The sequence below is a fragment of the Streptosporangium sp. CA-135522 genome (assembly GCF_050949235.1).
Classification (GTDB): domain Bacteria; phylum Actinomycetota; class Actinomycetes; order Streptosporangiales; family Streptosporangiaceae; genus Streptosporangium.
On the sequence record NZ_CP192026.1, the window covers coordinates 10,139,985 to 10,153,933 of the forward strand.

13 protein-coding genes are annotated in these 13,949 nt (G+C 68.9%); 7 read left to right on the forward strand and 6 right to left on the reverse strand.

Annotation, left to right across the window (positions count from 1 at the left end):
- Positions 1-80 precede the first annotated feature (80 nt).
- The 5 genes from ACQPYK_RS47550 to ACQPYK_RS47570 form a co-directional block, all read right to left on the reverse strand.
- Positions 81-2,258 (reverse strand): peptidase domain-containing ABC transporter, encoded by a 2,178-nt coding sequence (locus tag ACQPYK_RS47550; RefSeq protein ID WP_433247732.1) that lies wholly within the window; start codon positions 2,256-2,258, stop codon positions 81-83.
- Positions 2,255-2,443, reverse strand: coding sequence for a hypothetical protein (locus ACQPYK_RS47555; protein WP_433247735.1), 189 nt, complete (start codon positions 2,441-2,443; stop codon positions 2,255-2,257). Before ACQPYK_RS47555 ends, ACQPYK_RS47550 begins: the two co-directional genes overlap by 4 nt.
- Positions 2,440-3,450 carry a TIGR04500 family putative peptide maturation system protein gene (locus tag ACQPYK_RS47560; protein ID WP_433247738.1) on the reverse strand — a complete coding sequence of 337 codons (1,011 nt, stop codon included), beginning with the start codon at positions 3,448-3,450 and terminating at the stop codon, positions 2,440-2,442. The genes ACQPYK_RS47555 and ACQPYK_RS47560 overlap by 4 nt, the downstream gene beginning before the upstream one ends.
- Complete coding sequence (locus tag ACQPYK_RS47565) at positions 3,431-4,453, reverse strand: MvdC/MvdD family ATP grasp protein (protein ID WP_433247741.1); 1,023 nt, start codon at positions 4,451-4,453, stop codon at positions 3,431-3,433. Before ACQPYK_RS47565 ends, ACQPYK_RS47560 begins: the two co-directional genes overlap by 20 nt.
- 180 nt (positions 4,454-4,633) lie before the next feature.
- Complete coding sequence (locus ACQPYK_RS47570) at positions 4,634-4,804, reverse strand: putative ATP-grasp target RiPP (protein WP_433247744.1); 171 nt, start codon at positions 4,802-4,804, stop codon at positions 4,634-4,636.
- A 638-nt stretch (positions 4,805-5,442) separates the two neighbouring features.
- Here ACQPYK_RS47570 and ACQPYK_RS47575 point away from each other — a divergent pair.
- From ACQPYK_RS47575 to ACQPYK_RS47600, 6 genes are all read left to right on the forward strand, one after another.
- Positions 5,443-6,816: an MFS transporter gene (locus ACQPYK_RS47575; protein ID WP_433247747.1), complete on the forward strand. Its 1,374-nt coding sequence runs from the start codon at positions 5,443-5,445 to the stop codon at positions 6,814-6,816.
- 277 nt (positions 6,817-7,093) lie between these two features.
- On the forward strand, positions 7,094-8,296 hold the full coding sequence (hemA, locus tag ACQPYK_RS47580; protein ID WP_433247750.1) for a 5-aminolevulinate synthase: 1,203 nt from the start codon (positions 7,094-7,096) through the stop codon (positions 8,294-8,296).
- A gap of 14 nt (positions 8,297-8,310) precedes the next feature.
- The gene (locus ACQPYK_RS47585) at positions 8,311-9,150 is read left to right on the forward strand and encodes a TauD/TfdA dioxygenase family protein (protein WP_433247753.1); all 840 of its coding nucleotides are present in this window, start codon (positions 8,311-8,313) and stop codon (positions 9,148-9,150) included.
- 2 nt (positions 9,151-9,152) lie between these two features.
- The gene (locus ACQPYK_RS47590) at positions 9,153-10,214 is read left to right on the forward strand and encodes a 3-oxoacyl-ACP synthase III family protein (RefSeq protein ID WP_433247755.1); all 1,062 of its coding nucleotides are present in this window, start codon (positions 9,153-9,155) and stop codon (positions 10,212-10,214) included.
- A 1-nt stretch (position 10,215) separates the two neighbouring features.
- Positions 10,216-11,007, forward strand: a complete 792-nt coding sequence (locus tag ACQPYK_RS47595) for a class I SAM-dependent methyltransferase (RefSeq protein ID WP_433247758.1) — start codon at positions 10,216-10,218, stop codon at positions 11,005-11,007.
- A complete protein-coding gene (locus tag ACQPYK_RS47600) occupies positions 11,004-11,843 on the forward strand; it encodes a GNAT family N-acetyltransferase (RefSeq protein WP_433247761.1) in 840 nt (279 codons plus the stop codon). Before ACQPYK_RS47595 ends, ACQPYK_RS47600 begins: the two co-directional genes overlap by 4 nt.
- Here ACQPYK_RS47600 and ACQPYK_RS47605 read toward each other — a convergent pair whose 3' ends face one another.
- Positions 11,844-13,142 carry a hypothetical protein gene (locus ACQPYK_RS47605; RefSeq protein WP_433247764.1) on the reverse strand — a complete coding sequence of 433 codons (1,299 nt, stop codon included), beginning with the start codon at positions 13,140-13,142 and terminating at the stop codon, positions 11,844-11,846. It lies immediately after the preceding gene.
- Positions 13,143-13,403: 261 nt separating this feature from the next.
- On the opposite strand from ACQPYK_RS47605, the gene ACQPYK_RS47610 reads away from it, so the two are divergent.
- Positions 13,404-13,676, forward strand: a complete 273-nt coding sequence (locus tag ACQPYK_RS47610) for a GlsB/YeaQ/YmgE family stress response membrane protein (protein WP_433247767.1) — start codon at positions 13,404-13,406, stop codon at positions 13,674-13,676.
- Positions 13,677-13,949 lie beyond the last annotated feature (273 nt).

Below are 13,949 nucleotides of genomic sequence, written 5' to 3' on the forward strand. Positions count from 1 at the left end.
GAGCTCGGTGACGCGCCGATGACACTGTGGTGACGCACCGGTGAGAGCGCGGTGACGACGGCGGATCGCCCGCCACGGGATCACGAGACGGCACCGACGGTCTGGGCTGCCACCAGAGCGGCGTAACGGCCGCGCAGAGCCAGGAGCTGCTCGTGAGTGCCGCGCTCGACGATGCGGCCGCCGTCGACCACCAGGATGAGATCCGCGTCCCGGACCGTGCTCAGCCGGTGGGCGATGATGATCCTGGTCTGCGTGAGCCGACCGAGACGGCCCTCGATCGCCGCCTCGCTCTCGCCGTCGAGGTTGCTGGTGGCCTCGTCGAGCAGGAGGATCTTCGGCCGGGAGAGCAGCGCCCGGGCCAGCGCCACGCGCTGCCGCTGACCGCCCGAGAGACCGGCGCCCTCGGTGAGCATGGTCTCGTACCCCATCGGCATGTTCTCGATCTCGTCGTGGACGTCGGCCGTCCGCGCCGCCTGCACGATCCGCTCCAGCGAGGCGTCGGGGTCGTTGAGCGCGATGTTCTCCCTGATCGAGCCGGTGAACAGCGACGGCTCCTGGGTGACCACGCCGAACCGGCGGCGCAGCGTGCGCAGGTTGAGCTCGCTCAGCGGGACCCCGTCGTAGCGGATCTCCCCGGTGGTGGGGGTGTGCAGGGCGAGCAGCAGCCGGGCCAGTGTGCTCTTGCCCGAGCCCGACGGACCCACCAGGGCGACCTTCTGCCCGGGAGCGATGGTCAGGGAGATGTCCCGCAGCGTCCACGGGGAGCGCGGGTCGTAGCGGTAGCCGACGCCGCGCAGCTCCACCGCGCCGCGCACCCGCAGCACCTCGATGCCTCCCGCGGGCTCGGGTTCGGAGGTGAGGATGTCGGACAGCCGCTCGAAGTGGGCGCCCGCCAGCTGCAGGCTCTGCACGCCGGCCATCAGCGAGGAGAGCGGCGTGAGCGCGGCCACGGCGATCGCGTTCAGCGCGATCAACGCGCCGAGGGTGAGCTCGCCGTCGAGCACCCGCCAGGCCCCCACCCACATCAGGCCCAGCGGCGCGAGCAGCCGGATGGCTCCCAGCGCCGAATCCAGCAGCCCCTGGGTGAGCCCGCCACGGATGTCGGCGTTGAGCTGCTCGGAGAAGTGATCCGACCACTGCTCGGCCGCCCGCGTCTCGGCGCCGGACGCCTTCAGCGTCTCGATGCCGTCGATCACCTGCATCAGGCGGCTCTGGGTGGCGGCGAACGCGACGAGCTCCTGCTGGGTCAGGTGCTTCATCCGGCGCGCCGTGGCCAGCAACAGGACGATCTGCGTCGCGGCCAGTGCGGCCAGACACGTGCCGAACAGAGGATCCCGGACGAAGACCAGGATGAGATAACCGACGGCGAGCGGTCCGTCGAGCAACGCCGAAAGGATCTGACCGGTGAGCATGTCGCGCAGCACCCCGACGCTACTCGCGCGGGTGACCAGGTCGCCCGTGCCGCGCAGCGCGAAATAGCGGTACGGCAGGGCGATGAGGTGCGACACCACGCCCCGGGTCAGCTCGGCATCCGCTCCCGCTCTGACCGCCAGCAGCAGAACCGAGCGCAGGTAGCCGACCGCGAACTGCGTCAGCGCGGCCAGCAGGAGCCCTGCCCCCAGGACGGCCGGCAGCCCGGCCGCCCCGGCCGACGTCCCGCCGGTTCCGGCCGGCAGCACCCGGTCCACCAGCGCCTCGGAGAACACCGGCAGGGCGAGTCCGAGGAGCTGCAGGATCAGGGAGGCCGCCACCACCTGGGCGAGCAGGCCACGCCTGCGCAGCACGAGCGTGCGGACGAACTGCCGCCAGGCGCTCGCCGCGCTGGAACGGCCTCGACGGAACCGGGGACCCGGCTCGAAGGCCAGCAGGACTCCGGTGAATCCCTCGTTGAACTCCTCGGCCGTCAGACGGCGCCTGCCGTGTGCCGGATCCACCACCTCGACCCTGTCGGGCGCCCATCGCTCGACCACGACGAAGTGGTCGAACCGCCAGTGGACGATCGCGGGCATGGGGACGCGGGCGAGATCCTCCGGGTCGAGCGAGAAGGCCTTCGCCCTCAGCCCGTACTCCGTGGCGCCCGCCACGATGGCGAGCGCGCTGAGCCCGTCGCGGCCGATCTGAAGCCGTTCGGTGACCTCGTGCTGTGACGTGCGGTGACCGTGATAGGCCAGCACCATCGCCAGGCAGGCGGCGCCGCACTCGGTGATGCCGTTCTGCCGGATGACGGGAACGCGACGGCCCGGCCGGAGTCCTCTCATGAGGTCGTCCCGGGGAGCCGGGAGGCGGCGAGCAGGACCAGGCCGGCCGTGGTGAGAGCGAGCACCGCCACGGCCGCCCAGAGCAGGGCCAGCCACCGGCCGCCGATCGTGATCGGACGGGTGACATGCCTCTCCCGCCGCGCGTGGCGTCTGAGCGCCTCCTCGCGAAAGATCACTTTTGTCACAGCGCGCTGGTCCGAGCCGTGTTGCCCCAGAACCATTCGATCTTGGCGGACTCCCGCCGTTCCGCGATCCACTCGTCGAACAGACGTCTGCCGACGAGCCGCCGTGTCCGCTCGTCCAGCACGGCCGGCTCCACCGACAGCACCTTGACCACCGCGAACCCGTCTCCCAGAGGTACCGGCCCGAGCACGGCTCCGGCCTCCACCGGGCCGTGCGCGTCCATGCCCAGCTCGTCGGCCGCGAGGTCGGCGAACAGATCACCGGCGACCCGGCCGGCCGAGAACTCGCGTTCCGCCACGTCGTAGAAGCCGGCGCCGGAGCGCGCTTCCTCCGCCGCGCGCCGCGCGAGGGCCCGGTCGAGGTAGACGAGCCGGGCGACCCGGACGCGGGCGAACTCGCTCTCGTGCTCGGCGAAGTACGGCTCCACCCGCCCGGCGGTCACCCGGTCGCGCAGCCGCTCCACCGCGGCCTCACCGGCCACGAGTTCTTCGAGGCCCTGGACGGACAGGCTGTGCAGTTCCATCCATTCGCGGGTGGCCCGCGCGGTGATCAGGCCTCGCGCCCGGCGGAAGGCGTCCACGGCCTGCTGCAGTTCGGTCTCGGAAAGGGTGACGGGCGACTCGTAGAGCTCCTCCTGCAACAGGCAGGCGGTGACCAGCCTGTCGGTCAGACGGGCCTCGTCCCAGAGGAAGTCCAGCCGGGCGACGGCGTCGGGGACCTTCATGTCCACGCCGTTCACCCGCAGCAGGACCTGCTCGCTCGTGCGGTGCACGCCCCGCAGCGGCCACGGCAGCGCCCGGTCGGGGCACCATGACAGCGATACGGTCCCGCACCCCGGCTTCTTGATCAGAAGGTCGTAGTGGAGGGAGCCGTCGTACTCCTCACGCTGCCACAGCAGCCGTAAGACGGCGTCGGGGTACCGTCCTCGCAGGTCCTCCAGCGCCTCGCGGGCCCGATCGGGTTCGAGTCCCTGGATGCTCCGCAGGAACTCACGCGCGCGATCCAGCATCGTCGACCTCCTTCGGGGTCGGGGTGCCACCGCGCAGCAGCACCTCGCAAAGTGCCCGGCTGATCGGAAGGCCGGTGGCCTCCTCGATCCACAGCCACTGGCCGTTCGGGTTGATCTCGAGAAACACGTAACGGCCGTCGGGCGTCAGAATCAGGTCGATGGCCCCGTACACCAGGCCCAGCCGCCGCACCAGGCGCACGCACCGCTCGGCGTGCTCCGGCGGAAGCTCGTGTACGGCATGCCGCGTCATGGCCGAGTCGTACCGGCGCCAGTCGAACCTGGTGTGGTTGCTCTCCTGGGAGTGGATCTCCGCGGCGAACACCCGGTCGCCCACCACCGTCACGCGAAGTTCCACCCTCTTGGGGACGTACCCCTGGATGATCATCGGCGCGAAGCGGATGGCGTCGGCGTAACCGATGTCCCGCGGGGAGACCAGCTCCGACAGCCGGCTGACGCTCTCTCCGTCGTTCTTCGGCACCCAGGGCATGTGGAGCGGTTTGGTGATGATCCGGCCGTCGTGACGGCTGTAGAAGTCGAGGAACTCCTCCGGATCGTTGCCGATCAGGGTCGGGGGAAGCTCGAACCCGAGCCTGCCCGCCAGGGCGAGCTGGGACGGCTTGCGTCCGGCGCTCTTGATGACCTCGTACGGCCCCGGCACCATCGGGCAGTCGAGCCGGTTCCACAGATCACCGGCGAACACCGCCAGTTCCTGCTCCAGGTGGGCCCGCACCACCGGATCGGTGATCTCCGGATGGCACGCCGGCGGCTGGGGCCGGCGGATCCACAACGCCGTCAGAGCGTCGAGGTCCACCCGGCGTGATCCCGTGCGCAACGTCCGCCGGACCTCGCCCGACGGCGCGTAGGAGAGATCGATGACGGCCTTCGCCGGGTAGTCCTCCGGGTTGAAGAACACCACGTCGGCGCCACGCCGGGTGAGCAGTTCGCCCACGTGGAGAGCGTGGGTGTCATCGGGCCGAGTGAGCACGAGGATCTCACCTGACATGTTCGGGCCTCCCCTCACTTGGAACGCGCGGGGCAGCCCCCTTCGGAGCGTGCCCCGCGCGGTTCATCTCATATAGGACCGGCCGGGGGCCGGCCGGTCAGCGGCCGGCCCCCGGTCGAGGCACCGCCGACGGCCGGACCGGGCCGGACTCGCCGTCGCCGCGTTCGCGGCGGCGGGCCCTCAGAAGTCGGCGTCGGTCCCGGTGGTGCCGTCGCCGGAGGCGTCGACACCATCGATGACCAGGCTCGACTTGGACTTGTCGGGCATGCGGCCACCGCTCACGAGACGCAGGTCGTTCTCGTTCAGCTCGGCACCGAGCGGAGCGATGTCGTCAATCTTGATCTCGGACATTGATCTTCCTTCCCCCCGCCGCCTCACGGCGGCGTCTTTCCGGGCTCCTCGCCTCGCGGCGAGGAATCTGTCTCACCGGACTTATGAGCACCTGTGTGCCCGTCCGGTACGAGAAAGCTAGAAGGGTCCACTTGCTGACTTCTTGTAAATAACTGGGATGCGCTTGGAACCGCGCCGAGCACCGGCGACCGGCAGGCGGACGCCGCCGTCCCGGTCCCCGCGGACGCCGTACTCGCGGCGGCCTCGCGCGGACCGTCAATTCAGGGACCGTCGAGCCCGGAAGGCTCGATGCGGGGGACACCGGAAACCACCGGCCGGCCACGCCGCCGATGCGGAACGACATACAGCCGAAACGCAGACGCCGACCGTTCTGACGATTCTGACCGCATGCTGACCAAACTGACCGCCGGACAGATTGCGGAGAAGCGTGAACGTGAGGTTGACTTCGTCAAGAGTGACCCGCCTAAACCGGTAGGAAATGTAAACATCCTGCGGTGGAGGCGGCATCACCTCCGGGAATTCTCCTCGGAGAAAGCAGTCCTGTTCTCCTCTTCTCCGTGTTCCGGATGTCATCGGCCGTCCGCGTGGTGTCCGGCACCGTCCATCACTCGGCAAACGCATCGAGGGAGTCCACCGGGATGCCGCTCGCCCTGCTCGCGCTCACATTGAGTTCCTTCGGGATCGGAACCACCGAATTCGTGGTGATGGGGCTGTTGCCGAATGTCGCCGGCGATCTGTCGGTCAGCATCACGACAGCCGGATTCCTCATCTCCGGATACGCATCGGGTGTGGTCGTGGGCGGGCCGCTGCTGGTCGCGGCCGGCATACGCATGCCCCGCAAGAGCATGCTCCTTCTGCTGATGGTGATCTTCATCTTCGGCAACCTGCTGTCAGCCCTGGCACCCGGTTACGCACTGCTGATGCTGGGCCGCGTCACGACCGCGATCTGCCACGGCGCCTTCCTGGGGGTCGCCTCCGTCGTGGCCGCCGACCTGGTCGATGACAGCAGGAAGGCCCGGGCGATCGCGATGGTCTTCACCGGGGGCGCGGCCGCCAACGTCGTCGGAGCGCCTCTGGGCACCTGGGTCGGGCAGAACTTCGGGTGGCGCGTCACCTTCTGGATGCTCGTCGGCATCGGGCTGGTCGGCCTGGCCGGCATCGCCAGGCTGATCCCCGTACAGCGGGCTCGAACCGATGCCCGGCTGGGCCGGGAGCTGGCGGTCTTCCGCCGGCCACAGGTGGGCCTCGCCCTCGGCATGACGGCGCTGAGCCTCGGCGCGCTGTTCGCCGCCTTCAGCTATGTCGCGCCGATGCTGACCGAGGTGACCGGCTACTCGGGGGAGGCGCTCACCCCGCTGCTCGCCCTCTTCGGCGCGGGGCTGGTCGTGGGCAACACGCTCGGCGGCCGTTTCGCCGACCGCGCGCTGATGCCCACCCTCGCCGTCGCCCTGGCCGCGCTCACGGTCGTGCTGGCCGTCTTCACCTTCACCGCCGCCCACCGGGTGCCGGCGGCGATCACCTTCGCTCTGCTGGGCGTCGCCGGCTTCGCCACCGTCCCGGGACTGATGACCCGGGTGATCGGCAAGGCCGAGGGCGCGCCGACCCTCGCCGCGGTCGTCACGGTCTCCGCCTCCAACGTCGGCATCGCCCTGGGCGCCTATCTGGGCGGCCTGACCATCGACGCCGGGCTCGGTTACACCGCGCCCAACCGGGTCGGTGCGATCATGGCCGCGGCCGCGCTCGCGCTGACCCTCGCGTCCGGTGCGCTGGAGACGCGCGCCGACCGCGCCGGCGCCGCCGACCGGCGAAGCGGCCTCGTCACGGAAGGAAGCGGCCTCGTCGCGGAAGGCGGTGAAGAAGGGGGCGACGTGGAAGCCCTCGTCAGGGAAGTCCGCGACGCGAAAGCCGGCGTCGTGGGAAACGACACCGTGGAAAACGACACCGTGAAAGGCGACACCGTGAAGGACGGTGAGCCGGTCCCGGCGTCCCACCGGCGCGACAGCCCCCGGTAAGAGTCCCGGCTGAACGCGGAGCCCTCCCCGGAAGCCGGCCCCCGAGCCCGGCGCACCACAGCACGGCGACCTCCCCACGGCGGTCTCCTGCGCCCGATCCGTATGTCCACCCCGTCTCGCAGATCATCCGTCCTGAGGACCAGGACGTGATTCCAACGCTGTCCGGTCACATGCGTTCGCCAGCCACAGCGAGCCCGATTCCGAAAACGTTCGCCGATCGCCGCGATGACGGAACACCACCGCGGTGCGGGCGAAGGACGATCAGCGAAGGACACGTATGCTCACCGATGTCTCCACCCGATCCGACGTCTTCGAGACCTTCGAGAAAAAGCTGCGAGAGCTGAAGAGCAGCGGGCTTTACCGGAGCTATTTCCCCACCGCGCACATGGCCGCCAGCCCTGGGCAGACGCTGCGCGTGGGAAATGAGATCCAGGTGTGGTGCAGCAACGACTATCTCGGTCTGAGCCAGCATCCGGAGCTCATCCGGGCGCAGATCGAGTCGACCGGACGACATGGCACCAGCATGGGCGGGTCGCGCAACATCGGCGGTACGAGCACCACACACGTCGAACTGGAATCCGAGCTGGCCGTCTGGCACGGGAAGGAGCGCGCGCTCATATTCTCCAGCGGCTACGTGGCGAACTTCGAGACGCTCAGCGTGCTGTTGTCGGCGGTCCCGGACATGGTGGTCCTCTCGGACGAGAACAATCACCGCTCCCTTATCGAGGGAATCCGCCGAGCGAACTGCGAAAAACGGATATTTCAACATAATGACGTAGCGTCCGTGGAACGCTGCCTGGCCGAGTACGACGAGTCGCGACCCAAGATGATCGTGTTCGAGTCGGTGTACTCGATGGACGCCGACACCTCCCCGATCAGCGAGATATGCGACCTGGCGGACAGGTACAACGCCCTGACCTACCTCGACGAGACCCACGCCATCGGCGTCAAGGGCCCGACCGGCGCGGGGATCTGCGAGGAGATCGGCGAGACCCGGCCGACTTTCGTCCAGGGCGTCTTCGGCAAGGCCCTGGGAACCGTCGGCGGATACGTCGCGGGCCCCGACGCGGCCCTGGACTACGTGCGCTCCTACTCGCCCGGCTTCATCTTCACCACCTCGCTGCCGCAGGCGTGCATGGACGCCACGCTCAAGGGGCTGGAGCTCGTACGGCGCGGCACCGACCTTCGCCGGGCGCTGACCGACAACTCGCTGCGCATGAAAGCCGCCCTGCGGGCGGCGGACATCCCGTTCATCGACGGAGAGCACCACATCATTCCGGTGATGGTGCCCGGAAGCGACCGTGTCCGGGAGGTGGCCGACCTCCTGCTGGACAAGCACCGCGTCTACGTCCAGCCGATCAACTTCCCGTCGGTCCCCCTCGGCACGGAGCGGCTACGCGTCACCGTCGCCCCGCACCGGACAGCCGAACAGATCGCCTACTTCGCGTACGCCCTCAAAGAGTGCCTCACTCTCGTGTGAATCAGGAGACGGCAGTGGACAAGATCGAGCTCACCCCCTTCATCGGCACGGAACTGACCGGCGTCACCTATGAGGACCTCCATAAGGACGACGTCTTCGATGAGCTGGTCACCGCTCTCCACGAGCGGGAACTGGTGATCATCCGGGGAATCGACGTGACACCCCGGCAGCAGGTGGACCTGGCGGCCCGGATCGGCAGGCCGATCCCCTTCGTGCTGGAGCAGTACCGGTTCCCGGAGCTGCCGGAAATCATGATCTCCTCCAACGAGGTGCGGGAGGCCAAGCCCATCGGCGTGGCCCGGGTCGGCAACTTCTGGCACCAGGACTCGTCCTTCGTGGCCGAACCGGCGGAGTACACGATGCTGCACGGGGTGAACGTGCCGCAGACCAGCGGCCACACCCTGTTCGCCAGTGCCACCGACGTCTACGACCGCCTGCCCGACGACTGGAAGAAGAAGATCGACGATCGTAAGGCCTGGCACACCGTGGCCAAGCGCCTGCGCATCCGCGGCGAGCACGTGGGCCTGTCGACGGCCGAGTACAAGGCCTGGATCGAGGAACACCACCCGAAGGTCCGGCACCCGCTGGTGCGGCAGGATCCCTTCAGCGGCAAGACCTACCTCTACGGCGCCCCGGAGTACCTGGACTCGGTCGAGGGCTTCGACGCCAACGAGAACGAGGCCTTCTTCGCCCTGCTCGACAGCCTCATCCAGGATCCGGAACACGTCTACACCCACCGCTGGACCCCCAGGGACCTCGTGGTGTGGAAGACGGCGACGACCCTGCACGCGGCGACCGACGTCGAGCCCGGCGTGGCGCGGACCGTGCACCGCGTCAGCATCGAAGCCCGGTAGCCATGGGCGGGATAGCCGACCTCGACGTCGCCTTTCCGGCTTCGCGCATCAGCGCGCAGCAGATGTCCACCGTGTCGGGCGTCCCGATCCCCGACATTCTGGAGATCACTCATTCCGAGAGCTTCCCGATCCTCGGCCCGGACGAGCAGTCGTGGGAGCTGACACTCGAAGCCGCCAGGGCGGTCCTGAAGCGCGAGCAGGTGGAGCCCGCCGTCATCGGGCAGGTGATATTCGCGGGCTCCGGCGAGTGGGACGTCCCGTTCTGGTCGCCGGCGGCCAAGGTGGCCTCCGAGCTCGGCATCGAACACGCCCACTGCTTCGAGATAGCGAACTTCTGCAACGCCGGCATGACGGCGGTCCGGACCGGGCTGGACGGGATCGCGGCGGGCCGTACCGAATATGCGCTGGTGCTCGTCGGCGATCGCCTGGGCAGGATGGTCGACCACGGCGATCCCGCCGCGAAGGCGCTGTTCAATCTGGGAGACGCCGCCGCGGCGGTGCTCCTGGCGCGCGACGACTACACGTTCGAGGTGCTGCACTCGGCCATGCGGACCGATCCGAGCTGGTCGGACTACTACCTTGGCGAGCATCGGCCGGACCGGGTGGTGATCCGCCGCGGCGGGCATCGCAGGGGACTCGCCGCGGCCTACGTGGACAACTTCACCTCGCTCATCGGCGAAACGCTGGAGTCCCTCGGCAAGGGCATCTCGGATGTGACCCACTTCCTGATCAATCAGGGGGACAGATCCATGCACGAGCGTCTCCTGCGGGAGATCGGCATTCCCGCCGAGCGGAGCGTCTTCAACTACGACCGGCTGGGGCACATGGGCGGGGCCGACACCATGATCGCGCTTCGCGGGCTGATGGACGAGCACCGGCTGCGGCCCGGCGACCTGATCCTGCTCGCCACCAGCGCCATGGGCTTCAGCTGGGGGATCACCGCCCTGGAGTACCGGCCACACGGCCGAATTCGATCGTCACCGCAAACGACCACCGTTTCACCTCTCACGGCACGGACTCACGGCACGGACTCACGGCACAGGCTCACGGCACGGAAGGGTTGACATGAGACACGATCCCTATGGGGTGGGCGTCCTGAGCAAGGACATCCCCACCGAACTGCGGCGGCTCCGGTTGCTGGAGAACGCCCTGGACCCGTTGAGCATCGCGGCCATCGAGAAGCTTCCCCTCGGTTCCGCCCCACGCTGCCTGGACATGGCCTCGGGAGCGGGTTCCATGTCCTACTGGCTCGCGGACCGCCATCCGGGAGGAAGCGTGGTGTCGGCCGACATCGACCCCCGCTACCTCGACGCGGAGCGCGCGCCGAACCTGACGGTGCGCACCTTCGACGTACGCGAGGAGGATTTCCCCGCCGGCTCCTTCGACCTCATCCACACCCGCTCCGTGCTCAAGCACCTGCCCGAGCGCGAGGAGGTGCTGGCCCGGCTGGCTCGATGGCTGGCGCCGGGAGGATGGCTGGTCGTCGTGGACGGCTACTGGTTCCCTTCCGACGACACGGCCCATCCGGAATGGGGCAGGGTCCTGCAGGCGATCGTCGAGCAGATGAACGCGCAAGGCGGCGACATGCGCTGGACCCGGCGCCTGCCCGGGCTCGTCGCCCGGCTGGGCTTGACGGACGTCAGTGTGCGGCTGGCGCCGTCACTCGCGGGATGGGAAGGATGGGGCGAGCAGTTCCACCGGTGGATCCGCCCGACGATCCAGCAGGCGGGGCCGACTCTCGTGCAGAAGGGCTACGTCACCACGGAGGAGCTCGAACGGTTCCTGCTGTCCGAGGACGGCCCTCATCTGGCCGAGTGGTTCGGCGTGGTGGCATCGGTCGTGGGCCGCGTGCCGTGACGGCTCCGGAGGAGGCGGTCCGTCGGCTCGGCTACGAGGACTTCGCCGGCTGCCTCCGGCTGGCGCAGGACCGCGGCTGGCCGGCCGAGTACCGGGCGTGGGATCTGCTGTTCGCGCTCGGCGAGGTGTACGGGATCGACGACCCCGCCGGCGGGCTGGCCGCGACGGTGGCGCTGGCCCGCCACGGCGACACGCTCACCACGGTCGGCGGCCTGCTGGTCGCGCGCCGACACGGCCGCCGCGGCCTCGGTGAGCGGCTGATGAGGCACGCGACGGAACGTGCCGGGACCCCGAGCATCTGGCTGACCGCCACCGAGTACGGCCGGCGGATGTACGCGGGTCTCGGTTACCGGACGACCGGCACGTGCACCCGGTACGCCGGGCGCCTACGCCCGGACGACCTTCCGGGACATCGATCCCGGAAGGCGGACCGGACCGACCTGCCGGGGATCATCGCCCTCGACACCGAGGTCTTCGGTGCCGACCGTACCGGGCTGATGACCTACCTGTTCTCCGCCGCCGAGCAGATCCGCCTGGTCGAGGGGCCGGCGGGCGTCCGGGGGTTCGCGGGCCTGTGGCGTGGCGTGGACAGCGCGGTCATCGGGCCGCTGGTCGCCGAGAGCCCCGATGTCGCGGCGGCCCTGCTGTCCGGTCTGGCCCCCGCCGTCGAGGGCCCGGTACGGATCGACCTCGACGGCCACCGGCCGAAGCTGCGGGCCTGGCTCGAAGAGCACGGCCTGCGGGAAGGGGACGACACGACGGTCATGGTCCGTGGCGATGACCTTCCCGGTGACCGCACCCGGCTGTTCACCCCGGTCACAGGGGCGATCGGCTGATCAGAGCGTCCGTGAGCGCGTCGCGGGGATGCCGGACAGAAACCTCTCCACCCGGTTCGTCAGGTTTCGGACGCTCGCGTCCGCCTCCGCGTGCCGGCCGAGCTCGCCGAGGGCCTCCCTCAACGCGACGCGAGTCATGTTGATGAGCTTGTCGGGCTTCATACCGAAGACGGGCTCGATCGCCCCGGCCGCCTCATCGACCTCTTGGCACCGTAAATGGGCGCGGAGCGCGTCTATTCGGGCGAGGGCCTCGACGCCGTAGAAACGCTGGTTCGGCGCGAGCGCTGCGAAGTGGTCGAAGAAGTGGCGGAACTCCCGCAGCGCCCGGTCCGGCTGGTCCAGTGCGAGGTAGGTCGCGCCGACGAGATAGGACTGCCTGTCCTTTCGCAGCACGAAGAGGCCGTCGTCCTTCGGCAGGTCGTCGCGCCGTGTCTCCATCCACCCGGATATCGCCTGGTGCGCTTCCTTCTCCAGGCCGATGGCGGCCCACGATCGGGCCCGCAGGAGCGTGAGGAAGTCGTCGAGGCCGTCATCGGAGGTGTACGCCAGCGCTTCGGTGGTGCGCTGGGCGGCCTCCATGAAGTCGCCCATCCAGAAGGCCTGCCTGGCCTGTGTGAGACGGACCCAGCGCCGCGCCTCGTGATGATCGGCCAGCTCCGCCAGCTCCCACGCCGCCGAGGAGTGGTTCTGGGCGGCCCGTGGGTCCCCGAGATCGTCGGCCATCCAGGCGAGCAGCGCACAGCACTTGGCGCCGAGCGAGAGCAGTTTCCTCTTCTGTGACGGCCGCTGGGGTCCCGCGAGCGAGGTCGATATGCGGTCACGCAGGAGAATCGCCCGGTGGACGAGCGAACTCGGCGGCACGTGAAAATACGACACCGAGATCGCCGTGAGCTCGTTGCTCACCCGCTCCAGGGCGGCCTCGTCCATGTTGGTGATGGAAACGCGCCTGGCCAGCAGGATCGAATCGCAGGAGTCCTTGATCAACGGTGTGAGGCCGGAGTGGTCCGGCGAAACATCCGCAACGGCGGCGGTGGGCGCGAGCGGCCGGGAGCCGAGGCCGGGCATGGAACGGCCGGGCCAGATCATGCCGACGTCGATCGGCTCGCCGAGGCGTTCGGACAGGACCTCGGCCACGGCGTGCGGTATGTCGCGCCGCGGATAGGCCCCTCTCAGCCAGTGATAGGGCGCCTTCGGGCTGACGCCCTCGTTGCCGCGGATGTGATTGATCTCTCGCGCGAGCCGTTCGGGCGACCAGCCCAGCCTGTCCAGGAAGCCTTGAAGCTGCGTGGTAGCGCACATGAAAGACGCCTCCTCCTTGCGCTGCCGCCCGATTCACCCGCGGCGGCCGCACTGCGGATCCATCCCCGATCCACCATACCGGACATAACCAACCTGTTTAGTATGAATTATGGGGTCCGGAGGCGATGCCTGTCATGAGCACCTCCGGACGCCCTCTTCGGAGGAACCTCGCGAGCCGAGCCGTTCGCAACCGATCTGTGACGTGTCAGCACCCTTTCCTCGGGCACTCGTCTGTCAGCCGACCTACAGGGAGCGTAAAAAATGACGGTCACCGGAATCATCACCGCCATCGTCATCGGAGCCATCATCGGGGCCCTGGGCCGTCTGGTGGTCCCGGGCAAGCAGAACATTCCGATCTGGCTCACCATCGTGATCGGTATCGTCGCCGCACTCATCGGCACCGCCATCGCCGGAGCGCTGGGAGTGGCCTCGACCAAGGGCATCGACTGGATCGAACTGCTCATGCAGATCGGTCTCGCCGCGGTCGGCGTGATCATCACGGTGAGCGCCTACGGCAGGCGCGGTCTCCGCTAGGAGGCTCCCGCCCACCACGGGTGACCCGCGAGGCGGGACCTCGATCGGCGGACACCGGAGGCCCCGGACCGGAAGCGCTCTCGCGCGACCGGCCGGGGCCTCCGTCGTGTCGGGCGACGATTCCGGATCCCGGATCCGGCCGCTTGCCCGACATCCGGGTGATCGAAACCTGATTCTCTCGCGAATATATGAAGGCCATTCATATCGAGTGCGACAGGAGTGGCACGACAATCCGATCGTGAAAACGATTCCATGATCGTTGGCATCTCCGGT

What these genes read in the sequence shown, in the direction of transcription:
- ACQPYK_RS47590 (WP_433247755.1), top strand. Translation starts at nt 9,153, where the DNA reads ATGGGCGGGATAGCCGACCTCGACGTCGCCTTTCCGGCTTCGCGCATC.
- ACQPYK_RS47595 (WP_433247758.1), top strand. Translation starts at nt 10,216, where the DNA reads ATGAGACACGATCCCTATGGGGTGGGCGTCCTGAGCAAGGACATCCCC.
- ACQPYK_RS47565 (WP_433247741.1), bottom strand. Translation starts at nt 4,453, where the DNA reads ATGTCAGGTGAGATCCTCGTGCTCACTCGGCCCGATGACACCCACGCT.
- ACQPYK_RS47610 (WP_433247767.1), top strand. Translation starts at nt 13,404, where the DNA reads ATGACGGTCACCGGAATCATCACCGCCATCGTCATCGGAGCCATCATC.
- hemA (WP_433247750.1), top strand. Translation starts at nt 7,094, where the DNA reads ATGCTCACCGATGTCTCCACCCGATCCGACGTCTTCGAGACCTTCGAG.
- ACQPYK_RS47605 (WP_433247764.1), bottom strand. Translation starts at nt 13,142, where the DNA reads ATGTGCGCTACCACGCAGCTTCAAGGCTTCCTGGACAGGCTGGGCTGG.
- ACQPYK_RS47560 (WP_433247738.1), bottom strand. Translation starts at nt 3,450, where the DNA reads ATGCTGGATCGCGCGCGTGAGTTCCTGCGGAGCATCCAGGGACTCGAA.
- ACQPYK_RS47575 (WP_433247747.1), top strand. Translation starts at nt 5,443, where the DNA reads ATGCCGCTCGCCCTGCTCGCGCTCACATTGAGTTCCTTCGGGATCGGA.
- ACQPYK_RS47570 (WP_433247744.1), bottom strand. Translation starts at nt 4,804, where the DNA reads ATGTCCGAGATCAAGATTGACGACATCGCTCCGCTCGGTGCCGAGCTG.
- ACQPYK_RS47550 (WP_433247732.1), bottom strand. Translation starts at nt 2,258, where the DNA reads ATGAGAGGACTCCGGCCGGGCCGTCGCGTTCCCGTCATCCGGCAGAAC.